Consider the following 23,651-nt stretch of genomic DNA (forward strand, 5'->3'; position numbering starts at 1 on the left):
AGCGCGGTGGCCGTGGTCTGTAAGGCATGATCGCGATACGCAACACGACCCGGTTCTGGGGCGCGGGCGCGCAGCTGCTGCACTGGCTGATGGCCGCCGGCATCGCCACCTCGATGGTGCTTGGCTGGGTGATGGTCAACATGCCCGCCGGCTCGGCGCAGTTCCGGTTATACGCCCTCCATAAAAGCCTGGGCATCACTCTGCTGGCGCTGGTCGCGCTGCGGCTGGTGTGGCGCTGGATCAACGTGACCCCGCCGCTGCCGGACAGCCTGCCGCGGCATGAACGCTGGCTGGCCAAGGCCGGGCACCGCGCGCTCTATGCGCTGATGCTGCTGATGCCGCTATCGGGCTATGTCATCAACTCCGCCGCGAATTTCCCGCTGAATGTGTTCGGGCTCGTCCAGATCCCCAACCTGACCCCGGCCAGTGAGTCGCTGGGTGATCTGGCCAGTAACCTGCATCTGGCCTTTTTCTGGGGATTCGTCGCGGTGCTCACCGCGCACATTGGCGGTGCCCTGCGCCACCACTTCGTGCTGCGCGACAACATTCTCCGACGCATGCTGCCGGTGCGGCATGCCTCAGACGACAGGAGCCGATCATGATGAATGCCCGCGCGGATCGCCTGCGCCGTGGACTGCTGTTGGCCCTGGGTGCCGCCGGCCTTGCCAGTGGCCCGGCGACGGCCGCCACCGAGTGGTCGATCATCCACGACGACAGCCGGCTCGGATTCGAGGCCACCCAGCAGGGGGGCGAGTTCGAGGGACGCTTCGAGTCGTTCAGCGCCGACATGCGCTTTTCAGCGGATGATCTCGCGGCAAGCGGCTTCGATGTGCGCATCGATACCGCCAGCGTCGAGACCGGCAGTTCGCAGCGCGACTCGGCCCTTCCGAACGACGACTGGTTCAATGTCGATGCCTTTGGCGAAGCGACCTACGTGGCCGACACCATCCGCGCCACGGAGGACGGCTACGCCGCCGAGGGCACGCTGACCATCCGCGGCAACAGCCACCCGGTCACCCTGCCGTTCACCTGGCAGGTGGACGGGGACCGCGCCATGATGGACGGCGCGGTGGTCATTGATCGCACGCGCTACGGCGTGGGACAGGGCGACTGGAGCGATCCTTCAGTGGCCGGCCACGATGTCCGCGTGGTGGTCGACCTGACCCTGTCAAAGGCCGATTAGCCAGGCCACCAGTGGCGCGAGCAGCGCCGTCAGCGTGGCATTGACGCCCATCCCCAGCCCGGCGTAGGCACCGGCCTGATCGCTGTGCTGAAACGCCCGGGCGGTGGCGATGCCATGCCCGGCAACGCCCATGGCAAAGCCCTTGACCGCGGCATCACGCTCGCCCAGCAGGCGCATCAGCGGGATGCCGATGACCGCCCCCGCGATGCCCGCCATGATCACGAACACCGCAGTCAGAGAGGCCTCGCCGCCCAGCTTTTCGGCAACGCCGATGGCGATCGGCGTGGTGGCCGACTTGGGCATCAGCGAGAGCAGCGTTGAGGGGGTCAGCCCCAGGGCATGGCCGATGCCGACCGCACTGGCAATGGCGGTGATCGATCCCACCAGCAGCGCGATGCCCAGCGGCAGCCACTGGCGCTGCAGGCGCTGCAGCTGCTGGTAGAGCGGTAGGGCGAGCAGCACCGTGGCCGGTCCCAGCAGAAAGTGGACGAACTGGGCGCCCTCAAAGTAGGTGTCATAGCCCGTACCGGTGGCCAGCAGCAGCAGGACGGTCAGGGTCACCGCCACCAGTACGGGATTGAGCAGGGGAAAACGCCGCGCCCGCATGAACAGCCACTGGGCCAGCGCGTAGGTGCCGACCGTGATGGTCAGCCACAGCAGCGGCTGTTCGGCCAGATAGACCCAGATCTCGAACAGCCCCGCCATCAGGAAGGATCCTCGGGGCCGCGGTTGAGCAGAAAACGCAGGGTCAGTGCCGTCGCCAGCAGACTGATCAGCGTGCTGGCAATGACGGTCACGGTCACCGCCAGCCACCGATCGGCCAGCAGCCCCAGGTAGCTGATCACCCCCACGCCCGCGGGAATGAACAGCAGTGAGAGATGGCCCAGCAGGGTCTCGGCCAGGCGTGACAGCGCCGGCGGCGGGCCGCCGCGCACCACCAGCAGGGCCACCAGCAGCAGCATCCCCACCACCGGACCGGGAACCGGCGCGCCGGTCAGGCGCACCAGTGCCTCGCCGATGAGCTGCAGCGCCAGAATCAGCGCGATCATGCCCGCCATCAGCGTTGCACCTCCAGCAGCACGTCGCGCGCTTCATTGAGACGCGAGGCCAGATAGTCGGTACCGCCGCGATCCGGATGCAAGCGCTGGATCAGCCGCCGGTGGGCGGCCATGACGCTGTCGCGGTCGGCATCCGTTTCGACTCCCAGCATGTCCGCGGCCTCCTGCCGGCTCATGCGGCCATCGCGCCGCGGCGGCGGCGCATTGCCCGCCGCCGGGTCATCGCCGCGGGGGCTGGCACCGGCGTCGCGACCGCGGCCGGTGAGCCGGGCGATCACCGGCAGAAACCGGAGCAGCGGCGCGAACCGCCAGATGGCCGGCAGGGCGGCGCTGATCGCCGCGAATATCCAGTTCAGCCGCCCGGTGATGGCCAGCCCGATGGCGGTCAGTGCAACCGCCCCCAGGATGAACATCGGCGCCCGTGCCCGGGCCCTGCGCCGCAGGCGTGGCGAGAGCAGGAACGCCAGCGCGGCAATGATCAGCGCCAGGCTTACCAGACGCATCATCGCTCGGCGTCCTCCCGCGGCCCGAAGCCGGCCTCGCGGTTGGCGGCTTCAATGGCCGCGCAGCGATCGCGCCAGCGCTCGACACGCTGATCATAGAGGTCGAACACACAGGGGTCGCAGCCGCTACCGCAGCACTCGTCCAGATCCGGCTCGCGGGGCGGCGGTGGCAGGGGTTGGCGCTCGGACATCGTCGGTCTATCCCGTCACAAAGGCATGCGCATGGCGGAGCAGCACGGCGACCACGGCAGCGATGGGCAGGGCGAGGAGCACGCCGGCAAACCCGAACAGCTGGCCGCCGGCCAGCACCGCGAAAATCACGATGACCGGATGCAGACCGATCCGGTCACCCACGAACAGTGGCGTGAACACCGCCGATTCGAGGACCTGGCCGGCGCCATAGACCACCCACACCAGTAGCAGCGGTATCAGCCAGTCGTTGAACTGGAACAGCGTGGCCAGTGTCGCCGCCGCGATCCCCACGATGAATCCCAGATAGGGGACCACCGCCGCCAGACCTGAGAGCAGCCCGATCAGCAGGCCCAGCTGCACGCCCACCAGCCACAGGCCGGCGGCGTAGAAGATGCCCAGGCAGATCATGACCAGCAGCTGGCCGCGCAGAAAGGCCCCCACCACCTCGTCGCACTCGCGCCCCAGGCCCGCCACCGTGTCGCGCCAGCGGGCGGGGATCAGCGCCAGGCTGGCGGCAAGGACACGGTCCCAGTCGCGGAGCAGATAGAAAGCCACCACCGGTACCAGGGCCAGACTCGCCAGCGCGCCGGCCAGGGCGAATCCGGACTGGGTGATGCGCTGGACGATACCGGCGGCGATGCTACTGGTGGACTGCCAGTGGCTGGACAGGGCATCGCGGACGACGTTCAGGTCGATGACCGAGGCGTCGACCCCCAGGGCCTGCTCGATCGCGGGCAGCGCCTGGGTCTGGGCCCATTCGATCATGGCCGGCATCTGGCTGCGCAGCATCCCCAGCTGGCTGCCCACCAGCGGGATGAGCATCAGCACCACTGCCACGGCGACCGCCGCCAGCGCCAGAAACACCAGGCTGACCGACAGCGTGCGGTTGAGACCCAGCCGCTGCAGGCGCGAGGCCAGCGGGTTGCCCAGGTAGGCCAGCAGCGCCCCGGCCAGAAACGGCGTCAGGATCGGCTGCAGCCAGTACACCATCAACCCGGTGAGTACCAGCAGCGCCAGGCCGAGGCCGCTCCGGTAAATGCGCATCGCATCGTTCATGGGCCGAGGATAGCGAACCGCGGCGGTCAACGCAGCCACGGGGGTCCATCGGGGACGAAATCACGGTAAGGTGTGCCCCACAGGCGAAGACCCAACCAGGGGGGAATGGTGTGCGCAATCCCAATCGCGTCCTGATCTGGATCGTTATTTTTCTGGCGGCCGTCGCGGCCGTCTGCGGTCTGCTGCTCGAGCCACTGACCGATGCCTTCATGGCCAACCCGGTCTTCAACGGCATGATCCTCAGCGTGCTGTTCGTCGGGCTGGTGATCGACTGCCGCCAGGTACTGGTGCTCAAGCCCGAGGTCGACTGGGTCGGGCGCTTTCGCCAGTCCGAGGAGGGCGATGCACCGGCGCTGCCCAACAGCCGTCTGCTGGGCTCCATGGCGCGTATGCTCACCGGCCGCCGCGGCGACCGGTTCAGCCTGTCCGCCACCTCCATGCGCACCGTGCTCGACGGCATCCGTACACGGCTCGATGAATCCCGCGATATATCGCGCTATCTGATCGGCCTGCTGGTCTTCCTCGGCCTGCTCGGCACGTTCTGGGGGCTGCTCGATACGCTGCGCGCCGTGGGGGGCGTGATCACCAACCTGCGCATCGACGGCGCCAACGCCGGGCAGATCTTCACCGAGCTGCGTGACGGCCTGCAGGCACCGCTCACGGGCATGGGCACGGCGTTCAGCTCGTCGCTGTTCGGTCTGGCCAGCTCGCTGGTGCTGGGGTTCGTCGACCTGCAGGCGTCCCACGCCCAGAACCGCTTCTATAACGACCTCGAGGAGTGGCTGTCGGGTCAGACCCGGTTGTCCAGCGGGGCGATGGGGGGTGACGGCGAGGGCTCGGTGCCCGCCTACATCCAGGCCCTGCTCGAGAACACCGCCGACAGCCTCGATAAGCTCCAGCGGATCATGGCGCGGGGCGACGAGGAGCGTCGCAATGTCGATGCGCGCATCATCGAGCTGACCGAAGAGGTCTCGCGGCTGGCGGAGCAGTCACACAGCGAGCAGCGTGGGTTGATCGGCCTCACGCGCACCCAGTCCGAGCTGCAGGGCGTGCTCGGTCGACTGGCCGATGTCAGCGAGTCCCGGGGCATCCAGGACAGCGAACAGACCGAGCAGCTGCGCGCCATGGCCCAGGGGCTGCAGGACATGCGCCAGGAAATGGTCACCGATCGCGAGCGTCTGATGACCGAACTGCGCGACGAGATCCGGCTGCTGACGCGCACCGTCTCGCACCTCAACGGCAACGATCGGGGCTGATCGCCGGATGCGCGGGGGCAATCGCGGCAATCGCTCGTCGGTCAATATCTGGCCGGGGTTCGTCGATGCGCTGGCGGCGGTGCTGTTGGCCTTCGTATTCGTTCTGCTGCTTTTTGTGGTCTCACAGCTGTATCTGAGCACCCAACTCTCGGACCGCAACCAGGCCCTCGAATCGCTGCGTGCCGAGCTCTCTGAGATGGCCGAGACGCTGTCCATGGAGCGCCGTGAGCGCGACCGGCTTGAAGAGCAGGTCTCGGGTCTGTACGAGGAGCTGCATGCCACGCTCGCCCAGCGTGACGAGGCCCGCGACGCCCTCCAGTTGACCCGCGAGGAGCTGGAAGCGGCCCGAGAGCAGGTCCGTGTCGGGGAGGCCGATCTTGAAGCCAGCCTGATGGAGATCGCCTCGCTGCAGCAGGACATCTCGGCGCTCAGGTCGGTGCGCGACGACCTCGAATCGCGGGTGAGCGAACTGGCCGCCAGCCTCGAGCAGACCGAGTCGAGCCTCGAGGACACCCGCAGCGAGGTGGGCGCCCTGCGCGACCGCAATCGCGAACTCCGGGCCCGGCTGGCGGACGAGCAGGAGCGCACCCGCCTTGCCCAGGAGAAAATCGAGACACGCGACCTGCGTATCCGTGACCTGGTCGCCGAGATCGAGGACCGGCAGAACGCCCTTGATGACCAGCAGGAGCTGACCGCCGATGCCGAGGCGCGGGTCGAGTCGCTGCGACGCCAGGTCCGGGCCCTGCGTGAGCAGATCAGCAGTCTGGCCGAGTCGCTGGAGATCGAGCAGGACACGGTGGCCGAGCAGCAGGCCCGCATCGACACCCTGGTGGAGCGGCTCAATGTCGAGCTGGCCCGCGAGGTCGAGGAGCTTTCCGACTACCGCTCCGAGTTCCTCGGTCGGCTGCGCGAGGTGCTGGGCGATGTCGAGGAAATCGAGATCGTCGGTGACCGATTCCGCTTCCAGTCGGAGTTGTTCTTCGATACCGCCTCGGCGGAGATCGGCCCACGGGGCGAGGCGCGCCTCGAGCAGGTGGCCCGGACGCTGAATCGCATCGCCGAGCGCATCCCGCCCGAAATCGACTGGGTGCTGCAGGTGGAGGGCCACACCGACCGGCGGCCCATCAGCACGCCGGAGTTCCCCTCCAACTGGGAGCTGTCCACCGCCCGGGCCCAGTCCATCCTCTACTTTCTGATCGATCAGGGGATCCCGCCCGAGCGGCTGGCCGCGGTGGGGTACGGCGAGTATCAGCCCCTGGTCGAGGGGGACGACCCTGAGGATCTGGCCCGCAACCGGCGCATCGAGCTGCGCCTGAGCAACCGCTAGCCGCGCAGTCCCGTGGGCAGATCCTCGGCGTCGAAAAAGTCCGGGCGCATCATCTCCAGAAAACGCCTCGCCTGGGGCGACAGAAACCGCCCGCGCCGCGACATCGCCCCGTAGGTGCGCTTGGGGAAGACCGCCGGTAGCGGGCGCACCGCGACATCCGAAGTGGCCTCGGTCAGGCAGACATTGCTCACGATGGCAATGCCAAAGCCGAGGCCCACGTAGCGTTTCACCGCCTCCCAGCTGCCCACCTCAAGTCGCACCCGATAGCGCACCGCATGCTGCTGGAAGACCAGATCGATCAGCCGCCAGGTGGTCATCTCCCGGGGCGGGGTGATGTAGTCCTGACCGGCCAAGTCGCGCATGGTGATCACGTCACGCCGCGCCAGCGGATGATCCGGCGGGGTGATCAGCGACAGCCCGTAGGCATAGATGGCCCGGTAGCGGAGCTCGTCGGGCATATCCAGGATGGCGCCCACGGCGAAGTCGACACGATCCTGGCGCAGCGCCTCCATGAGCTCACCCACCGACAGGTGATGCAGACGCACCTCGACGTGGGGGTACTCGGCCATGAAAGGCTCGAGGATGGGGGGCAGCAGATAGAGCGTGGATGACTCGCCGGCACCGATATCCAGTCGACCGCTGTCGAGGGGGCGATTGCCCTCGCTGAATCGGCCGGCCAGCCCATCGATGGCCTCGACCAGCTGATGGGCCTCGGCATGGAGGGCTTCGCCGTCGGGGGTCAGGCGGATGCGCGGACCACGACGCTCAAGCAGGGTGATGCCCAGCTCGCGCTCGAGGGCCTGGATCTGCACGGAGACCGAGGGCTGGGTGACCGCGAGCCGCTCCGCCGCCCGCGAGATGCTACCCGCCTCGGCGGTCAGGCAGAAGGCGCGCAGCTGGCGGAGGCGGTCCTGACGGAAATGCGCGGGCACGTCGGTCGAGCGCGGCATGGAGCCCCTCATCATTAGTTATTCCGATGGTTTGTATTATCTACATTACCTTGTGCAATGGTGCAACGCCGCATACCCTTGGGGAACCGTTTCGGTCAGGAGGAAGCGAGAGCGATGAAAACATTGAAAACAGCGGCAGAGATCGAGAAAGACTGGCAGGAAAACCCCCGCTGGGCGGACGTCAAGCGGCCCTACCCGGCCTCCGAAGTGGTGCGCCTGCGTGGCACCGTTCCGGTGGAGTACAGCCTGGCGACCATGGGCGCGGAAAAGCTCTGGCGCTACCTGCATGACGGCGAGATGGACTATGTGAACGCACTGGGTGCGCTCACCGGCAACCAGGCCATGCAGCAGGTCAAGGCCGGGCTCAAGGCGATCTATCTGTCCGGCTGGCAGGTGGCCGCCGACGCCAACCTGGGCAGCACCATGTATCCCGACCAGTCGCTGTACCCGGCGGACTCGGTGCCGTCGGTGGTCGACCGCATCAACAACACCCTGCTGCGGGCCGACGAAATCCATCATGCCGAGGGTGATGACAGCATCGACTGGATGCAGCCCATCGTGGCCGATGCCGAGGCCGGCTTCGGCGGCGTGCTGAATGCCTTCGAGCTGATGAAGGGCATGATCCGGGCGGGCGCCTCGGGCGTGCACTTCGAGGATCAGCTGGCATCGGTGAAAAAGTGCGGCCACATGGGCGGCAAGGTGCTCGTGCCCACCCAGGAAGCGGTCCAGAAGCTGGTGGCCGCGCGTCTGGCGGCGGACACCATGGATGCGCCGACCCTGCTGGTGGCCCGGACCGATGCCCTCGCCGCTGATCTGATCACCTCGGACGTCGACCCCTACGACGCCCCGCATATCACCGGCGAGCGGACCGTCGAGGGCTTTTTCCGCACCCATGCGGGCGAGGATCAGGCCATCAGCCGCGGGCTGGCCTATGCGCCGTACGCCGACCTGATCTGGTGCGAGACCGGCACCCCGGATCTGGCCTTTGCCAGGCGGTTTGCCGAGGCGATCAAGAAAGAGCACCCCAACACCATGCTGGCGTACAACTGCTCGCCGTCATTCAACTGGCGCGGCAAGCTCGACGAGAAGACCATCGCGAGTTTCCAGAACGAGCTGGCGGCCATGGGGTACAAGTTCCAGTTCATCACGCTGGCCGGCTTCCACAGCCTGAACTACTCGATGTTCGAGCTGGCGCGCGGCTACAAGAGCCGTCAGATGGCGGCCTACTCCGAGCTGCAGGAGGCCGAGTTCGCGGCCGAGCCCAATGGCTACACCGCCACCCGCCATCAGCGCGAGGTGGGGGCCGGTTACTTCGATCAGGTCACCCAGACCATCCAGGGCGGTGTCTCCTCGGTGACGGCGATGACCGGTTCCACCGAAGAGGATCAGTTCAGCGGTCAGTAAGTGGGGATGATCGCCACCCACTGACTTTGCGGGGGCTTCGGCCCCCGTTTTTTTACAGCGACCGCTGGTTGACCCGGGCTGAGACGGCCTCGGCGCTCTCGACCCGCTCGGAGTACCGGTCGACAAGATAGTCCCGACGGTCCCGGGTCAGCCGCGTGAACTTCACCAGCTCTTCCATCACATCGACGATGCGGTTGTAGTAAGGCGAGGGCTTCATGCGGTCGTCGTCGTCGAACTCCATGAACGCCTTGGGCACCGACGACTGGTTGGGGATGGTGATCAGGCGCATCCAGCGCCCCAGCAGGCGCAGCTGATTGACGGCGTTGAAGCTCTGCGACCCGCCGCAGACCTGCATCACCGCCAGGGTCTTGCCCTGGGTGGGGCGGACGCCGCCCATGTTCAGCGGGATCCAGTCGATCTGGGCTTTCATGATGCCGGTCATCGCGCCATGGCGCTCGGGCGAGCTCCAGACAAAGCCGTCGCATTCGGTCGCCAGATCGCGCAGTTCCTGGACCTTGGGGTGATCGGCGTCAGCATCGTCCGGCAACGGCAGGCCCGAGGGATTGAAAATGCGGGTTTCAGCGCCAAGTCGGCGCAGCACCCGGGCGCCTTCCTCGGCACACAGGCGGCTGAACGAGCGCTCGCGCAGCGAGCCATAGAGCAGCAGTATCCGGGGTGGCCGCTCATCAGCCGTCGCAAACAGCTGTTGCCCGTCGATGGGCGCAAATGCCCCTTCGTCCAGGTTGGGGAGGGTGTCCTCACTCATCCGCAGCGTCTCTTCGTCTATTGCTCGCAGTGATCGCGGTGTTGGGCCATGGCACGGCGCAGCCGGGTCAGATCGTCCGCAAACGGCGGCTCGCCCGCCAGGGCGGTGAATGTGCTCCGCAGCCACGCCGGCAGGTCCGGTCGCAGGGCATAATGCACCCACTGGCCGCTGCGGCGGGTGGCCACCAGGCCCACGTCGCGCAGATGCCCCAGGTGCCGGGACATCTTGGGCTGACTGACGTCGATGGCATCGGTCAGTTCGCAGACGCACAGCTCACCGTGCTGGTGCATCAGCAGGGCGGCCCGCAGCCGGGTCTCGTCGCCCAGCAGGCGAAACACCCGGACCGGGTCGATGCCGGTATCAGTCGACGGCGCGATCGCTTCCATCATGGTCGGTCTCCTGGCTGTGGCCGATGTCTTCGAGGGCATGGGCCAGTTTAAGCCGATCCAGCGACTCCATGGGAAGATTCATGAGCAGGCCGAGCCGCCGCCGCAGGGCCGCCGCCGTGTCGCGGAACGCCCGCAGCCGCTCTTCCTCGGTGCCCTCGACCGCGGCCGGATCCGGCAGCCCCCAGTGCGCGGTCATGGGTTGACCGGGCCAGACCGGGCAGGGTTCAGCCGCAGCCTGGTCACAGACGGTGAAAATGAAGTCCATGGTCGGGGCATCGTCGCCGGCAAAAACATCCCAGTTCTTGCTGTAAAGGCCTTCGGTGGGCAGGTCCATGCGCTCGAGCACCTGCAGGGCCAGTGGGTTGACGGTGCCGGTGGCCATGCTGCCCGCGCTGTAGGCGGTAAAGCGGCCATTGCCCATTCTGTTCAGCAGTGCCTCGGCGATGATGCTGCGGGCCGAGTTGCCGGTGCACAGGAACAGTACGTTGTAATGCGCCATGGTGGAGCTCCCTCATCAATGAGGGGCCAGTATATACGGATATACGCATGTGCGCTATCAAATGGTGGGCCCACCAGGATTCGAACCTGGAACCAAAGGATTATGAGTCCTCTGCTCTGACCATTGAGCTATGGGCCCGCAACCGGCGGGAGGCTACTGCTCGTCGAGGAAACCGCGCAGGTTGTCCGAACGGGTCGGATGGCGCAGCTTGCGCAGGGCCTTGGCCTCGATCTGGCGGATACGCTCGCGGGTGACGTCGAACTGCTTGCCGACTTCCTCAAGGGTGTGGTCGGTGTTCATGTCGATGCCGAACCGCATGCGCAGCACCTTGGCCTCGCGCGGCGTCAGTCCGCCAAGTATCTCGCGCACCGACTCGCGCAGCCCCTCGCGGGTTGCCGAGTCCACCGGGGACATGACCGAGGTGTCCTCGATGAAGTCGCCCAGGTGCGAGTCCTCGTCGTCGCCGATGGGCGTCTCCATCGAGATCGGCTCCTTGGCGATCTTGAGCACTTTGCGCACCTTGTCCTCGGGCATTTCCATGCGCTCGGCGAGCTCCTCGGGGTAGGGCTCACGGCCCATTTCCTGGAGCATCTGCCGGGACACCCGGTTGAGCTTGTTGATGGTCTCGATCATGTGGACCGGGATGCGGATGGTGCGGGCCTGGTCCGCGATCGAGCGGGTGATGGCCTGACGGATCCACCAGGTGGCATAGGTGGAGAACTTGTAGCCACGGCGGTATTCGAACTTGTCCACCGCCTTCATGAGTCCGATGTTGCCTTCCTGGATCAGGTCCAGGAACTGCAGCCCCCGGTTGGTGTACTTCTTGGCGATGGAGATCACCAGCCGCAGGTTGGCCTCGACCATCTCCTTTTTGGCCCGGCGGGCGCGGGCCTCGCCGATGGACATGCGGCGGTTGATTTCCTTGATCTCCGCCGGCGGCAGGCCGGTGAGCTCGCGGATGCGGATCAGCTCCGACTGCTGTTCGATCAGTGCCTCGCGGCACTCGGCCATCTGCTTGCTGTACTTCTTGCCCTCGGCGACGACCTGATCGACCCAGCCGGTGTCGGTCTCGTGCCCCGGAAAGCTGGCGATGAAGTCCTTGCGCGGCATCCCGCCCTGCTTGGTGGCCACGCGCATGACCTCGCGCTCGCCGGCGCGCACGCCTTCGACCGCCTTGCGCAGGTTGGCTGCCAGCCCATCGATGACCTTGGGCACGAACTTGATGGCCAGGAACAGGCCGGTCATTTCCTCGCGGATCTCGCCGACCCGGGGGCTGTCCGAGCCGTCGCGCTCGAGGGTTTCCACCAGCTCGGCGTGCAGCACCTCGATGCGGTCGAAGATCTCAGCCGCGCGCTCGGGATCGGGGCCGGTCTCCGGCGCCGCCACCTCTTCGTCATCCTCGGCTTCCGCTTCGCGGGCCTCCGCCTCGCGGGCGGCCTCGTCGGCCTGCGCCTGATGGCGGGCGACAACCTCGGGGACGTTATCGACCAGCTCGCTGACGTTGCGGAACCCGGCCACCACTTCGGCCAGGCGCAGTTCGCCGTTCTGGATCCCCTTGTGCAGGGCCACCATGGTGCGCGATGACTCGGGGTAGCCCGACAGCGCACGCAGGACCTGATCGAGCCCGTCTTCGATGCGCTTGGCCAGCTCGATCTCGCCCTCGCGGGTGAGCAGCTCCACGGTTCCCATCTCACGCATGTACATGCGGACCGGGTCCGTGGTGCGACCGAACTCCGCATCCACCGCCGCGAGTGCCGCCGCGGCCTCTTCGGCCTCGTCCTCGTCGGTGGACACGGCGCTGTCGCTGAGCATCAGGGTGTCGGCATCGGGCGCGGTCTCGTGGACCGGGATCCCCATGTCGTTGATCATGCTGATGATGTCTTCGATCTGCTCGGGCTCGACGATATCGTCGGGCAGATGATCGTTGACCTCCGCATAGGTGAGGTATCCCTGCTCTTTGCCGCGGGCAATGAGTTCGCGAATCTGGGATTGCTGATCCTGGCTTGCCATAGACTACCGATGCTGGAGTTGTGTCGGAGGGACGCAATTAATGCATAACAGCGTATATTAGCATTGACTGGCTAATCTACAATCCCGTCGGCGATTGCGTCCCTATTGTTTGAGTCGTATCCACTCCGACCATTCATCGGTCGTGAGGGTGCCTGCCTGGAGGCGTTCGTTGAGCTGCGTCAGGCGTCGCTCCACCGCAATGCGGCGGATCTGCGCCATGGCGTCGCCGAATTCCGCCTCCAGGCCTTCGGCCGGTACCAGGTGATTCCAGGTGGCGAGCTTCCAGAGGGCGCCCTCGTGCTCGCTGTCCCGAAACCGCTCAAGTATCGCACTGGAGTTGAGATGGGGGTCCTGCCGGGCGAGTTCAAGCATATCCACCAGCAGCGGCAGCCCCGGCAGGTCATTCAGCCGCCTGAGTGCATCCAGGTCGTCGACGCCCTGCGCCAGCGCCGGGGATTCCAGCAGCAGCGCTATGGCGAGGCGCACCGGGGTGCGTCGGACGCCGGCGTTGTCCACGGCCACCGGCTCGCGTCGCCGGGCGCGCTGGTCCCGGGTGAGTGTTTCGCGGCCATCCACCACCCCCTCGAGGTAATCGGTTTCGAGGCGTGCCAGCCCGGCCACCCGCTCACAGAGCATATGCCGGTAGACATCCGGGGGCAGGCGCTGGAGCAGCGGCAGGGCCTTTTCAACAAACCGCGCCCGGCCATCCATGCTCTGCATGTCGGTATCCGCCTCTAGCCGCTCGATCAGGTAATCCGACAGCGGGGTCGCGTGCTGCAGCTGGGCCTCGAAACCCTCGCGGCCATGGCTGCGCACCAGGCTGTCGGGGTCTTCGCCGTCCGGCAGGAACAGAAAACGGATCTGTCGGCCCTGGCGCATGGTGGGCAGGGCGTTTTCCAGCGCCCGCCAGGCGGCCTGCCGCCCGGCACTGTCGCCGTCAAAGCAGAAGATGATGTCGCCCGTGGTCTTCAGCAGCCGTTCCACCTGGCGTGTCGAGGTGGCGGTGCCCAGGGTGGCGACCGCCCGCGGCAGGCCGTGCTGGGCCAGCGCGACCACGTCCATGTAGCCCTCGACCACGACGATGTCGGCGGGCTGGCGGTCGGCCTGCAGCACCTCGTAGAGCCCATAGAGCGACTCGCCCTTGTGGAACACCGGCGTTTCGGGCGAGTTGAGGTATTTCGGCTCGCCGTCGTCGAGCACCCGGCCGCCGAAGCCCACCGTGCGGCCGCGGCGATCGCGGATCGGGAACATGATCCGGTCGCGGAACCGGTCATAGACCCGTCCGCCGTCACGCTCGATCACCAGCCCGGCCTGCTTGAGCTCGTCGGCCGCGCCGAGCCGCCCGAGCAGGTTGTCCCAGCCCGGTGGCGCGAAGCCGATCCCAAAGCGCCGGGCGATCTCGCCGCTCAGCCCGCGTTTCTGCAGATAGTCGATGGCGCGCTGGCGCTGCGGGTGTTGGCGCAGCCACTGCTGGTACGACCGATCGGCACGCTCGAGCACGGCGAACAGCGGGGCATGATTATTCTGGACGCCCGCATCGGCGGTGTTCTCGGGCATTTCCATGCCGGCCATCTGGGCGAGCTGGGCGACCGCCTCTCGAAAATCCAGGCGGTCGTATTCCATGAGAAAGCGGATCGCACTGCCGTGGGCGCCGCAGCCGAAGCAGTGATAGAACTGCTTGTCGGTGCTGACGGTGAACGACGGGGTCTTCTCGCCATGGAACGGGCACAGGCCCATCTGGTTGCTGCCCGAGCGCTTGAGCTGGACACGCTCGCCCACCACATCGGCGATGTCGATGCGGGCGAGCAGCTCGTCGATGAAGGAATCGGGGATTCGGCCGGCCATGGCTGCCAGTCTACGGCAAAGCGCCCGCCGTCGGGGGCGGGGTGCTCAGGCCAGGTGCTGCTTGACGCGGGCGCTGACCGCGCTCATGTCGGCCCGCCCCTGCATCTGCGGTTTGAGTACCGCCATGACCCGGCCCATGTCACGCACGGACTCGGCCGCGGTCTGTTCGATGGCGGCGGCCACCCGGGCATCGATCTCGGCCTCGTCGAGGGCCTTGGGCAGAAACTCGCCGATGACCTCGATTTCGGCCTTTTCGGCGGCGGCCAGCTCGGCGCGCCCGGCCGCCTCGTACTGCTCGATGGATTCGCGCCGCTGCTTGACCATTTTATCGAGGATCGCGAGCACGTCGGCATCGTCGAGAGTGCGACGCTCGTCGACTTCCTTTTGCTTGATCGCGGCGCTGATCATGCGCAGCGTGCCGAGGCGCGGCTTGTCGCCCGCGCGCATCGCCGCCTTGACGGCATCGGACAGCTGCGTGCCGAGTTCACTCACTGTGCGGATGCCCCTCAGTAGAGGCGCTGACCGCGCTGGTTCTCGCGCTGTACGCGCTTGGCATGCCGCTTGACCGCCGCTGCCTGCTTGCGCTTGCGCTCCTGGGTGGGCTTTTCATAATGCTCGCGGCGACGTACTTCCGAGAGTACACCGGCCTTCTCGCAGGAGCGCTTGAAGCGGCGCAGTGCCACCTCGAAGGGCTCATTCTCGCGAACCTTGACGTTCGGCATAGTGCTCTAACCTTACCGTGTTGCTGTAAACGACGTAGAATCAAGGGACTTGGATTCAGCCCTACAGTCTAAGCGGAGAGACCAGCGATTGCAAAAACCCAGCGCCCGGGGCGAGCGATGATCACCCTGGGCATCGAGACCTCCTGCGACGAGACCGGCATTGCCCTTTATTCGGACAAAGCCGGGTTGGTGGCCCATCGACTGCACAGCCAGGCAGCCACCCATGCCCGCTATGGCGGCGTGGTGCCCGAGCTTGCCTCGCGCGATCACATCCGTCGCGTGCTGCCGCTGGTCGAGGACTGCCTGGCCGAGGCGGGGCTGCGGCCCGCTGACATCGATGGCGTGGCCTACACCCGCGGGCCGGGGCTGGCCGGGGCGCTGCTGGTGGGCGCGGCGGTGGCGGAGAGTCTCGGCTGGGCGCTCGAGCGTCCGGTGCTGGGGGTCCATCACATGGAGGCGCACCTGCTGGCGCCCATGCTCGAGGCCGATCCCCCGGGTTTCCCGTTTGTCGCGCTGCTGGTCTCGGGCGGTCATACCCTGCTGGTCGAGGTGACCGGCCTGGGTCGCTACCGGATTCTGGGCGAGTCGCTGGATGATGCGGCGGGCGAGGCCTTTGACAAGACCGCCAAGCTGCTGGGGCTGCCCTATCCGGGCGGGCCACAGCTCGAGGCACTGGCCGGCGGGGGTGAGGCGGGATCGCTGCGCTTTCCGCGGCCCATGACCGACCGGCCGGGGTTCGACTTCAGCTTCAGCGGACTGAAGACCGCCGTGCTCAATGCCGTGCGCGACGCCGATCCGCCGATCCCGCGCGAGACCGTCGCCCGGGCCTTCCAGGATGCCGTGGTGGAGACGTTCGCCATCAAGGTGCGGCGGGCGCTTCAGGCGACCGGTGCCGGCCATCTGGTGGTGGCCGGCGGTGTGGGTGCCAACCAGGCGCTGCGCGGGCGGCTGCGTTCGGTGGCCGCCGCCGAGGGCGCGGCGGTGGCCTTCCCGCGGCTGGCGTTCTGCACCGACAACGGCGCGATGATCGCCTACGCCGGGCACTGCCGGCTCGCCGCCGGCGAGCGCAGCGGTGACGGGGCCGATGTGCGCCCGCGGTGGCCGCTTGACGAGCTGCGCCCGCCGGCGGCCGCCGACTAGCGCTGGCCGATGCGCGGTTCGGTGCCGTTGGCGATGCGCCGGATATTGCCCCGATGCCGCCAGGCGGTGAGCAGCGCCATCCCCGCGGCCATTACGGCCAGCGCGGGTGCCGGGGTGATGAGCAGGAAATAGGCCGGCGCCAGTGCAAAGCTGACCAGCGCCGCCAGTGACGACATCCGGGCAAGCCCCGCCACGACCGCCCAGGTCAGTGCCACTGCCAGGCCCGCCGGCCACGCGGCGGCGATGAAAATGCCCAGGCCCGTGGCAATGCCCTTGCCGCCCTGAAACCCGAAGAACACCGGGTACAGATGCCCCAGGAAGGCCGCGCCGCCGACGCTCGCCACGGTGATGCCGGGCAGTTCCAGCGCCTGTGCGATGAGCACCGGCACCACGCCCTTCAACGCATCGCCAAGCAGCGTGGCCAGCGCCGCGGGGCGGCCGCCCAGACGCAGCACGTTGGTGGCCCCCGGATTGCCGCTGCCGTCGTGGCGTGGATCGCCCAGGCCAAGCAGTCGGGCCACCAGCACGCCGGTGGACACGGAGCCGGCCAGATAGCCGAGGATGACAAGGGCAGCGTCGATCATGGCGGTATTCCATCGGCTGCCGGGGGCCGGGTCAAGCGGGCCTTGTGCTGGCCGCGGCGACATGAAATGCTCCGGCCGTTATGGATACTGTGTTCCTCGAGGCACTCTCGCTGCGCGCCGTGATCGGCGTCCATGCCTGGGAGCGGGCCTTCGCCCAGCGCCTTGAGCTGGATCTGGACCTGGCGGTGGACACCACGCAGGCCGCTGCCACCGATGCCATCGATGCGGCGGTGGATTACGCCGCCCTCAGCGACCGGCTGACCCAGTCCGCGGCGGCCTCCGACTGCCAGCTCATCGAGACCCTGGCGGATCGGCTGGCCGGTGTGGTGCTCGAAGACGGCCGGATCGCCCGGGTTGAGCTGACCCTGCGCAAGCCCGGGGCGGTCCCGGCGGCTCGGAACGTGGGTGTCCGTATCACCCGAAGCCAATCAGAGGTCCCATGAATCGTGCCTATCTGAGCATCGGCAGCAACATCGAACCCGAGCGCCATGTCCGCGCCGCGGTCGCCGCACTGAACGAGCGCTTCGGGCCGCTGACGCTCTCGCCGGTCTACCAGACCCGTGCCGTCGGCTTTGACGGCGACGACTTCTACAACCTGGTGGTGGGGCTCGACACCGATACCGCCGTCGATCAGCTGGCCGCGGCCTGCCGCGAGATCGAGACCGAGCAAGGCCGGCAGCGGACCGACCGGCGCTTCAGTGCCCGGACGCTGGACATCGACCTGCTTACGCTGGGCAACATCATCCGCGACGATGTCCCGATCCTGCCGCGTGACGAAATCCTCAAATATGCGTTCGTGCTCAAGCCCCTGGTGGATATCGCACCGGATGAACGCCACCCGCTGGATGGCCGGCGCTACGCCGATATCTGGGCGTCGTTCGAGGATGACGATGGGTTGAAGCCGATCGCGCTCGACCTTTCCACCGAAAACGGCGGCTGATCATGGCCCGGCGTGATGGCCCCGAGGCACCGCCGGCGCCGGATGCGGCCGCGGCGCGGCACAGCGCCGAACTGCGCGAGCGGATCGATGCCGCGATTGCCATGGCCGGCGGGCGGATGGACTTTGCCGAGTATATGGCGCTGGCCCTGTACGCGCCGGGTCTGGGCTATTACAGCGCCGGGCAGACCCGTTTCGGGCCGGGGGGCGACTTCACCACCGCACCGCTCATGTCGCCGCTGTTCGCCTGGACGCTGGCGCGCGAGGTCCAGCGCACCCTCGAGGCGGTCGACGGCGATACCGTGCTCGAGTTCGGCGCCGGAACCGGCCGCATGGCGGCGGATCTGCTCGAGGCGCTGGCGGCGGCCGACGCACGGCCGGCGCGGTATCTGATCATCGAGGTCAGCGCCGACCTCCGTGCCGAACAGGCCCGCACGCTGGAGGCCCTTGATCCGGATCTGCGTGATCGGGTGACCTGGCTCGAGCGACTGCCGGCGACGCCGATCCGGGGTGTGGTGCTGGCCAACGAAGTGATGGATGCCCTGCCGGTGCGGCGCTTCCAGCGCACCGCCACGGGGGTGGACTGCCTGGCGGTGGGGCATGACGGGGACGGCGCGCTGGCGTGGCAGACCCGTCCCGCCGACGACGAGCTGCAGGCCGCCGTCGCCGGCATTGAGGCGGCCATTGGCGAGCGGCTGCCGGCGGGCTACTGCTCGGAATGGTGCCCGTCGCTGGCCCCCTGGGTGGCCGAACTGGGCGAGCTGCTGGCGGCCGGCGCGGCGTTCCTCATCGACTATGGCTACCCCCGGGCCGAGTACTATCACCCCCAGCGCGCCACCGGCACGCTGCTATGTCACTACCGCCATCGCGCCCACGACGATCCGTTTTTCTGGCCGGGGCTGCAGGACATCACCGCCTCGGTGGATTTCACCGCCGTGGCGGACGCCGGCCTCGATGCGGGGCTGGACCTGCTGGGCTTCGCCACCCAGGGCAACTTCCTGACCGGGGCCGGATTGACCGAGGTGCTTCAGGCGCAGGCCGGCGAAGACTCTGACCGGGCGGCCGAGCTGGCGCAGAGCGCCAAGCCGCTGATCTTTCCCGACGAGCTCGGCGAGCGCTTCAAGGTGCTGGGCCTGGGGCGTGGCATGGCGGCGCCACTGCCGGGCTTTTCCTTTGCCGACCATCGGGCGCGCTTGTCACCAAAAGGAAATTAATTTAGTACTAAATAAACGGCGGTCAATCACAATTAGATACCGGAGAACGGAATGGACTCCCCCGGCCCCTATCGATACCGACTTGTAGATCTCCCGGGCCCCCGGGGCAATGCCTGGTTCTCGTCGTATCTCTCGCGCCCGGTCCGCGAACTGCTTGATGCCGGTCCTGCCGCCCAGCGCCGCCTCCAGTCCCCCCACAGTGCCGATGTGTGTATCCTTTTCACCGATATCCGGGGGTTTACCGATCTCTCGCCGACCATCGATCTGGATGCCCTGTTTCGCACCGTTGATGCCTGTATCGGCCGCCAGATCCGATTGATCGAATACTACAACGGCTATGTCGATAACTTTACCGGCGACGGACTGATGGCGGTTTTCGACGGCAGCGGGATGGAGGAAAACGCCTGCCGCTGCGCCCTCGAGGTGGTGGCACGGGCCCTGCCGGTTCTACGCTGCCCCGAGGCGACGGTCATGCCCATCGGTGCCGGTCTGCACCGGGGGCATGTGGCCATGGGTACTCTGGGGGCGGAGACGCGGCGCACCTATACGTCGATTGGCGATACGGTCAACCGCGCGGCGCGGCTGGCGGGATTTGCGTGGGGAAGGGAGCTGATGATCAGCAATCGCATCCGAGAAGGGGTCAGCGCCGACATCGCCCGGCATTTCGCGCCGGTGCCGGTCAGTCGGCTGCGGCGGGACATGGATCCGGTGGCGCCGGTCTATCGATCGAGGCGCGCCTGAATGGACCTTGTCCAGGCACTCTGGCTGGGCCTGATCCAGGGCCTGACCGAATTTCTGCCCATTTCCAGTTCGGCGCATCTGATTCTCGTGCCGCGACTCCTGGGCTGGCCCGACCAGGGGCTGGCGTTTGATGTGGCCGTCCATGTCGGCACGCTGCTGGCGGTGATGCTGCATTTCCGCCGCCAGGTGGGACCGCTGGTGGGGGATACGCTGGTCTCGGTCTGGCGCCGCCAGCCGGTGGGGGAAAGCCGTCTGGGCTGGGCGCTGATCATCGGCACGCTGCCGCTGGTGGCCGGTGCGCTGATCCTGGCGGACGCCGCCGAGGGCGTATTCCGCGACCCGCGGGTGATCGCCACCGCGACCATCGGCTTCGGCGTCCTGCTGTGGGTCGCCGCGCGTCGTGCCGGTCCGCGCGATGAGCACAGCATCGGTCCGGGGGCCGCACTGTTCATCGGCGCCGCCCAGGTCCTCGCGATCATTCCGGGGACGTCACGCTCCGGCATCACCATGACCGCGGGACTGTGGCTGGGGCTGGAGGCGACGGCGGCGGCGCGCTTCTCATTCCTGCTGTCGATGCCGGCCATCGCCCTGGCGGGCGCGTGGAAGGCGCTGCAGCTGGGCGCCGCCGACGGGCCGGTGAACTGGGGGGTGTTCGGTTTTGGCGCCCTGGTTTCGGGGGTCTCGGCCTATCTGTGCATTCGGGTGTTTCTGGCGCTGGTCGCGCGGCTTGGCATGACGCCATTCGTCATCTACCGGCTGGTGCTGGGTGGGGTGCTGCTGGTGATGTTCAGCGGCGCTGGGCCTGCAGCCGGGTAATGACCTCGATGCGGGCGCCGCGGATGGCGCGGCCGATGGCCGGTCCGCTGAGTCCCGCCTCCACGAACGTCGAGGCATCCACCTCGCGGCAGCGGGCGAATGCGGTGCGCAGCCACTCGGCCTGCGGATAGGGCCGGTCCTCAAGCCCCTTGCGGCCGCGGTAGTCCGCCTCGCAGGCGAGCAGGAACGGATCCAGCCGCTCGGGCCGTCGGAACAGGTCCAGCCCCTCCATCAGCGCCAGCACGTCATCGGCCGCCAGCGCCTGTACCCGGTGGCAGTCCAGGTGATGGCGGGTGACGCCGAGGGCGAGATCACGGCACGCCGACGGCACCCGGAGTCGTTCGCAGAGTGTCTTGACCAGTGGGACGCCGCGCGCCTCGTGACCACGGTGCCCGGGCAGCTGTTCGGCCGGGGTCACGCCCTTACCCAGATCGTGGACCAGCGCCGAGAAGCGCGTGGCCAGGTCGGCATCCAGCCGCACCGCCTGGGCCAGCACCCGCAGGATATGGTCGCCGGTGTCGATTTCCGGGTGATGCCGGGCCGGTTGGGGGATGCCGAACAGGCAGTCCACCTCGGGCATCAGCACCGCCAGCGCCCCGCAGTCGCGCAGAAGGCGGATGTACTCATCCGGTGCCGGGGCCATCAGCGCCTTGGCGGTTTCCTGCCAGACCCGCTCGGGGACCAGCGCCTCGACTTCGCCATTGGCGACCATCCCGCGGCACAGGCTCAGCGTTTCGTCGGCCACCTCGAAACCCAGCGGCGCCAGGCGGGCGGCAAACCGGGCCAGCCGCAGGATCCGCACCGGGTCCTCGCGAAACGCCGGCGAGACATGCCGCATCCGTCGGGCCTTGAGGTCGTCGTAGCCATGGAAGGGATCGATCAGGCTGCCGTCCGGCGCCCGGGCCATGGCGTTGATGGTCAGGTCGCGGCGCCCCAGATCCGCGGCCAGACTGACGTCGGGATCGGCATGAAAGGTGAACCCGTGATAGCCGGGGCCGGTCTTGCGCTCGGTGCGCGCCAGGGCGTATTCCTCGTGGGTGTGCGGGTGCAGGAACACCGGAAACTCGCGGCCCACCGGCTCGAAGCCGCGTTCGGTCATGGCCTCGGGGCTGGCCCCGACCACCACCCAGTCATGTTCGTGCACCGGCAGGCCGAGCAGGCGGTCGCGAACGGCCCCGCCCACTTCGTAGACTTCGAGGCCGGCCGTGGTCACTCGGAGTGACGCCCCGCATCGCGGCGCCACTCGTCGTAGCGGTCCCGGGATTTCTGACCGCCCAGATAGCCCGGCGCCACCGCCTCGAGGGCGGTCGGGTGGATGCCCAGATCGGGCAGGGCGTTGTGACTGCAGACGTTGTCCACCTGGGCGGACAGGTAGTTGTCGTAGGTGTAGGGCTGGCCGGGCACCCGCTGCATGATCCGGCCCTGCAGCCGTGACAGCCCGTCGGGCAGCCCGACGATGGCGCGCCGGACGCCCAGCAGCTCGGCCACATAACGGACCAGCGTTTTCAGCGAGTACACCGTCGGGCCGCCCAGCTCGTAGGTCCTGCCAAAGGTCCGGCGGTCGCTGAGGGCGGTCTCAAAAGCCGCCGCCACATCATCAACGTAGACCGGCTGGAATTTGGCCTCGGGCGTGGGCAGCGGCATCACCGGCGCCATCCTGAGCAGACCGGCGAAGGTGTTGAGAAAGCTGTCGGCGGGGCCGAAGACCACCGAGGGCTTGAACACCGTCACCGCCAGTTCATCGCCATTGGCGGCCAGCGCCAGGCGCTCGCCCTCGCCCTTGGTCTGCTGATAGCGGCTGGGCCCATCGATGTCGGCGCCCAGCGCGCTCATGTGCAGCAGGCGCTTGACGCCGGCCGTGTGGCAGGCCTCGAGCAGCTTTTCGACCAGCCGGACGTGCACGGTCTCGAAATCGCGACCGGGCTTTTTCGACTCGTTGAGGATCGCCACCAGGTTGATGACGGCATCCACCCCCTCGAGCTGTGCGGCGAGCTGCTGCGCGTCGTGGATATCGGTCTCCACCAGCTCGAGATTGGGGATGGGCAGCAGGTGGCGATTGCGCTCGCGGCGGCGCGTCAGCACCTTGATGTGAATGGGGGTGTTGGCGAGGCGGTTGGCGATCTGGCGACCGACGAATCCGGTGCCGCCGAGGATGCAGACAGTCTGGATGCGCATGATTGCCGCGCTCTCCCTGATTGGCTTGTCGATGCACCCATTGTAGAGCAAATGACATACTGTCGGTTTGCACGCGCTGGAATGAGGTCATGGTGCTGTCGCTGCTCATCTACGTCGCCGCTGGTGCGGTGGTCGGGTTTGTCTCGGGCCTGTTCGGCATCGGCGGCGGCGTGATTGTGGTGCCCATGCTCCTGCCGATCTTCCAGGCCCAGGGGCTGAGCATGGATGTGGCCATGCACATGGCGGTGGGCAGCTCGCTGGCGACCATCGTCATCACCGGCCTGTCCTCGGCCCGCGCCCACTGGCGGCTGGGCAACCTGGTGGTCTCGGCGCTGCCGTGGCTGGTGGCGGGCCTGGTCACCGGGGCATTGATCGGCGCCCAGCTGGCGGCGGCCCTGTCCGGCGATATCCTGCGGATCATCTTTGCGCTGTTCGTGCTCGCCCTGGCGGCGCGCATGGCGTTTGCGCTGGAACCTCCGCCGGGCCGGATCATGCCACGGCCGGCCGCGGTGGCGGCGGTGGGGGGCGTGATCGGCACCCTGTCGAGCCTGGTGGGGATCGGCGGTGGGACACTGGTGGTGCCGTTTCTGGTCTGGTCGGGGGTGGCCATGCGTCAGGCGGTGGGCACATCGGCGGCGGCGGGGGTGAGCATCGCGCTGGCCGGCAGCATCGGCTTCATTGTCGCCGGCACCGGCGAGGATCGCCTGCCAGCGCTGAGCACCGGTTATATCTACTGGCCGGCGGTGGGCGGGATCACCGTGGCCAGCGTGTTCCTCGCCCCCGTGGGCGCGCGGGTCGCGAGCCGCATCCCGGCGGTCTGGCTGCGGCGGATCTTTGCCGGCTTTCTGGTGATCGTCGGGCTGCGGCTGCTGCTGTCGGGCTGA

General features: G+C 67.6%; 28 protein-coding genes and 1 tRNA gene. 12 read left to right on the forward strand and 17 right to left on the reverse strand.

The genetic code is table 11. The features are described 5' to 3' along the window. Positions 1 to 26: 26 nt before the first annotated feature. Both BBH56_RS09045 and BBH56_RS09050 read left to right on the forward strand, forming a co-directional pair. Positions 27 to 602 carry a cytochrome b gene (locus BBH56_RS09045; RefSeq protein WP_110882264.1) on the forward strand — a complete coding sequence of 192 codons (576 nt, stop codon included), beginning with the start codon at positions 27 to 29 and terminating at the stop codon, positions 600 to 602. After that, positions 599 to 1,183, forward strand: a complete 585-nt coding sequence (locus tag BBH56_RS09050; protein WP_110882265.1) for a YceI family protein — start codon at positions 599 to 601, stop codon at positions 1,181 to 1,183. Before BBH56_RS09045 ends, BBH56_RS09050 begins: the two co-directional genes overlap by 4 nt. Here BBH56_RS09050 and BBH56_RS09055 read toward each other — a convergent pair. The 5 genes from BBH56_RS09055 to BBH56_RS09075 are packed head-to-tail and all read right to left on the reverse strand — an operon-like array spanning position 1,169 to position 3,980. Continuing rightward, on the reverse strand, positions 1,169 to 1,888 hold the full coding sequence (locus BBH56_RS09055) for an LrgB family protein (protein WP_148122625.1): 720 nt from the start codon (positions 1,886 to 1,888) through the stop codon (positions 1,169 to 1,171). The genes BBH56_RS09050 and BBH56_RS09055 overlap by 15 nt on opposite strands. After that, entirely contained in the window at positions 1,888 to 2,241 is a 354-nt protein-coding gene (locus tag BBH56_RS09060; protein WP_144346925.1) for a CidA/LrgA family protein, read from the reverse strand. The genes BBH56_RS09055 and BBH56_RS09060 overlap by 1 nt, the downstream gene beginning before the upstream one ends. Next, complete coding sequence (locus BBH56_RS09065; RefSeq protein ID WP_144346926.1) at positions 2,241 to 2,747, reverse strand: J domain-containing protein; 507 nt, start codon at positions 2,745 to 2,747, stop codon at positions 2,241 to 2,243. The genes BBH56_RS09060 and BBH56_RS09065 overlap by 1 nt, the downstream gene beginning before the upstream one ends. Continuing rightward, positions 2,744 to 2,935: an oxidoreductase-like domain-containing protein gene (locus BBH56_RS09070; RefSeq protein ID WP_110882269.1), complete on the reverse strand. Its 192-nt coding sequence runs from the start codon at positions 2,933 to 2,935 to the stop codon at positions 2,744 to 2,746. Before BBH56_RS09070 ends, BBH56_RS09065 begins: the two co-directional genes overlap by 4 nt. Before the next feature lie 7 nt (positions 2,936 to 2,942). Further along, on the reverse strand, positions 2,943 to 3,980 hold the full coding sequence (locus tag BBH56_RS09075; protein ID WP_318262543.1) for an AI-2E family transporter: 1,038 nt from the start codon (positions 3,978 to 3,980) through the stop codon (positions 2,943 to 2,945). A 122-nt stretch (positions 3,981 to 4,102) separates the two neighbouring features. On the opposite strand from BBH56_RS09075, the gene BBH56_RS09080 reads away from it, so the two are divergent. Beyond that, complete coding sequence (locus BBH56_RS09080; protein ID WP_148122626.1) at positions 4,103 to 5,248, forward strand: flagellar motor protein MotA; 1,146 nt, start codon at positions 4,103 to 4,105, stop codon at positions 5,246 to 5,248. Positions 5,249 to 5,255: 7 nt separating this feature from the next. Further along, positions 5,256 to 6,575, forward strand: coding sequence for an OmpA family protein (locus BBH56_RS09085; RefSeq protein WP_148122627.1), 1,320 nt, complete (start codon positions 5,256 to 5,258; stop codon positions 6,573 to 6,575). Here BBH56_RS09085 and BBH56_RS09090 read toward each other — a convergent pair. Beyond that, positions 6,572 to 7,525, reverse strand: coding sequence for a LysR family transcriptional regulator (locus BBH56_RS09090; RefSeq protein ID WP_110882273.1), 954 nt, complete (start codon positions 7,523 to 7,525; stop codon positions 6,572 to 6,574). The genes BBH56_RS09085 and BBH56_RS09090 overlap by 4 nt on opposite strands. A gap of 114 nt (positions 7,526 to 7,639) precedes the next feature. On the opposite strand from BBH56_RS09090, the gene aceA reads away from it, so the two are divergent. Then, entirely contained in the window at positions 7,640 to 8,929 is a 1,290-nt protein-coding gene (aceA, locus tag BBH56_RS09095; protein ID WP_148122628.1) for an isocitrate lyase, read from the forward strand. A gap of 52 nt (positions 8,930 to 8,981) precedes the next feature. Here the strand turns inward: aceA and arsH are convergent, their stop codons facing one another. The 8 genes from arsH to rpsU all read right to left on the reverse strand — a co-directional run bounded on the left by arsH (position 8,982) and on the right by rpsU (position 15,160). Beyond that, on the reverse strand, positions 8,982 to 9,695 hold the full coding sequence (gene arsH / locus BBH56_RS09100) for an arsenical resistance protein ArsH (protein ID WP_148122629.1): 714 nt from the start codon (positions 9,693 to 9,695) through the stop codon (positions 8,982 to 8,984). A gap of 17 nt (positions 9,696 to 9,712) precedes the next feature. Further along, positions 9,713 to 10,084, reverse strand: coding sequence for a metalloregulator ArsR/SmtB family transcription factor (locus BBH56_RS09105; protein WP_318262545.1), 372 nt, complete (start codon positions 10,082 to 10,084; stop codon positions 9,713 to 9,715). Beyond that, positions 10,056 to 10,583, reverse strand: coding sequence for an arsenate reductase ArsC (locus BBH56_RS09110; RefSeq protein ID WP_148122631.1), 528 nt, complete (start codon positions 10,581 to 10,583; stop codon positions 10,056 to 10,058). The genes BBH56_RS09105 and BBH56_RS09110 overlap by 29 nt, the downstream gene beginning before the upstream one ends. Positions 10,584 to 10,645: 62 nt before the next feature. Then, positions 10,646 to 10,721: transfer RNA gene (locus tag BBH56_RS09115), tRNA-Ile, on the reverse strand. A gap of 15 nt (positions 10,722 to 10,736) precedes the next feature. After that, positions 10,737 to 12,593, reverse strand: coding sequence for an RNA polymerase sigma factor RpoD (rpoD, locus tag BBH56_RS09120; RefSeq protein ID WP_110882278.1), 1,857 nt, complete (start codon positions 12,591 to 12,593; stop codon positions 10,737 to 10,739). Between the two features lie 102 nt (positions 12,594 to 12,695). Then, positions 12,696 to 14,438, reverse strand: a complete 1,743-nt coding sequence (gene dnaG / locus BBH56_RS09125) for a DNA primase (protein WP_148122632.1) — start codon at positions 14,436 to 14,438, stop codon at positions 12,696 to 12,698. 45 nt (positions 14,439 to 14,483) lie between these two features. Next, on the reverse strand, positions 14,484 to 14,939 hold the full coding sequence (locus BBH56_RS09130; protein ID WP_404828067.1) for a GatB/YqeY domain-containing protein: 456 nt from the start codon (positions 14,937 to 14,939) through the stop codon (positions 14,484 to 14,486). A 5-nt stretch (positions 14,940 to 14,944) separates the two neighbouring features. Continuing rightward, positions 14,945 to 15,160 (reverse strand): 30S ribosomal protein S21, encoded by a 216-nt coding sequence (gene rpsU / locus BBH56_RS09135; protein ID WP_110882281.1) that lies wholly within the window; start codon positions 15,158 to 15,160, stop codon positions 14,945 to 14,947. A gap of 117 nt (positions 15,161 to 15,277) precedes the next feature. Between rpsU and tsaD the strand changes: the two genes are divergently transcribed. Then, positions 15,278 to 16,300, forward strand: coding sequence for a tRNA (adenosine(37)-N6)-threonylcarbamoyltransferase complex transferase subunit TsaD (gene tsaD / locus BBH56_RS09140; RefSeq protein WP_148122633.1), 1,023 nt, complete (start codon positions 15,278 to 15,280; stop codon positions 16,298 to 16,300). On the opposite strand, the gene plsY is transcribed toward tsaD, so the two are convergent. Next, on the reverse strand, positions 16,297 to 16,884 hold the full coding sequence (plsY, locus tag BBH56_RS09145; RefSeq protein ID WP_148122634.1) for a glycerol-3-phosphate 1-O-acyltransferase PlsY: 588 nt from the start codon (positions 16,882 to 16,884) through the stop codon (positions 16,297 to 16,299). The genes tsaD and plsY overlap by 4 nt on opposite strands. Positions 16,885 to 16,964: 80 nt before the next feature. Here plsY and folB point away from each other — a divergent pair, with 80 nt between their 5' ends. Genes folB through BBH56_RS09170 form a run of 5 tightly spaced genes read left to right on the forward strand, consistent with a single transcriptional unit; the run spans position 16,965 to position 20,592 of the window. Next, positions 16,965 to 17,327 carry a dihydroneopterin aldolase gene (gene folB / locus BBH56_RS09150; protein WP_110882284.1) on the forward strand — a complete coding sequence of 121 codons (363 nt, stop codon included), beginning with the start codon at positions 16,965 to 16,967 and terminating at the stop codon, positions 17,325 to 17,327. Next, positions 17,324 to 17,824, forward strand: a complete 501-nt coding sequence (gene folK / locus BBH56_RS09155; RefSeq protein WP_110882285.1) for a 2-amino-4-hydroxy-6-hydroxymethyldihydropteridine diphosphokinase — start codon at positions 17,324 to 17,326, stop codon at positions 17,822 to 17,824. Before folB ends, folK begins: the two co-directional genes overlap by 4 nt. 2 nt (positions 17,825 to 17,826) lie before the next feature. Beyond that, the gene (locus BBH56_RS09160) at positions 17,827 to 19,035 is read left to right on the forward strand and encodes a class I SAM-dependent methyltransferase (RefSeq protein WP_148122635.1); all 1,209 of its coding nucleotides are present in this window, start codon (positions 17,827 to 17,829) and stop codon (positions 19,033 to 19,035) included. 51 nt (positions 19,036 to 19,086) lie between these two features. Continuing rightward, the gene (locus BBH56_RS09165) at positions 19,087 to 19,776 is read left to right on the forward strand and encodes an adenylate/guanylate cyclase domain-containing protein (protein WP_148122636.1); all 690 of its coding nucleotides are present in this window, start codon (positions 19,087 to 19,089) and stop codon (positions 19,774 to 19,776) included. Further along, positions 19,777 to 20,592, forward strand: coding sequence for an undecaprenyl-diphosphate phosphatase (locus tag BBH56_RS09170; RefSeq protein ID WP_148122637.1), 816 nt, complete (start codon positions 19,777 to 19,779; stop codon positions 20,590 to 20,592). On the opposite strand, the gene BBH56_RS09175 is transcribed toward BBH56_RS09170, so the two are convergent. Further along, a complete protein-coding gene (locus BBH56_RS09175) occupies positions 20,564 to 21,805 on the reverse strand; it encodes a multifunctional CCA addition/repair protein (RefSeq protein WP_148122638.1) in 1,242 nt (413 codons plus the stop codon). The two genes, BBH56_RS09170 and BBH56_RS09175, sit on opposite strands and share 29 nt — an antisense overlap. After that, positions 21,802 to 22,767, reverse strand: a complete 966-nt coding sequence (locus tag BBH56_RS09180; protein ID WP_148122639.1) for a complex I NDUFA9 subunit family protein — start codon at positions 22,765 to 22,767, stop codon at positions 21,802 to 21,804. Before BBH56_RS09180 ends, BBH56_RS09175 begins: the two co-directional genes overlap by 4 nt. 89 nt (positions 22,768 to 22,856) lie before the next feature. On the opposite strand from BBH56_RS09180, the gene BBH56_RS09185 reads away from it, so the two are divergent. Continuing rightward, entirely contained in the window at positions 22,857 to 23,651 is a 795-nt protein-coding gene (locus BBH56_RS09185) for a sulfite exporter TauE/SafE family protein (protein ID WP_235012740.1), read from the forward strand.

This window comes from Spiribacter roseus, assembly GCF_002813635.1.
Taxonomy (GTDB): domain Bacteria; phylum Pseudomonadota; class Gammaproteobacteria; order Nitrococcales; family Nitrococcaceae; genus Spiribacter; species Spiribacter roseus.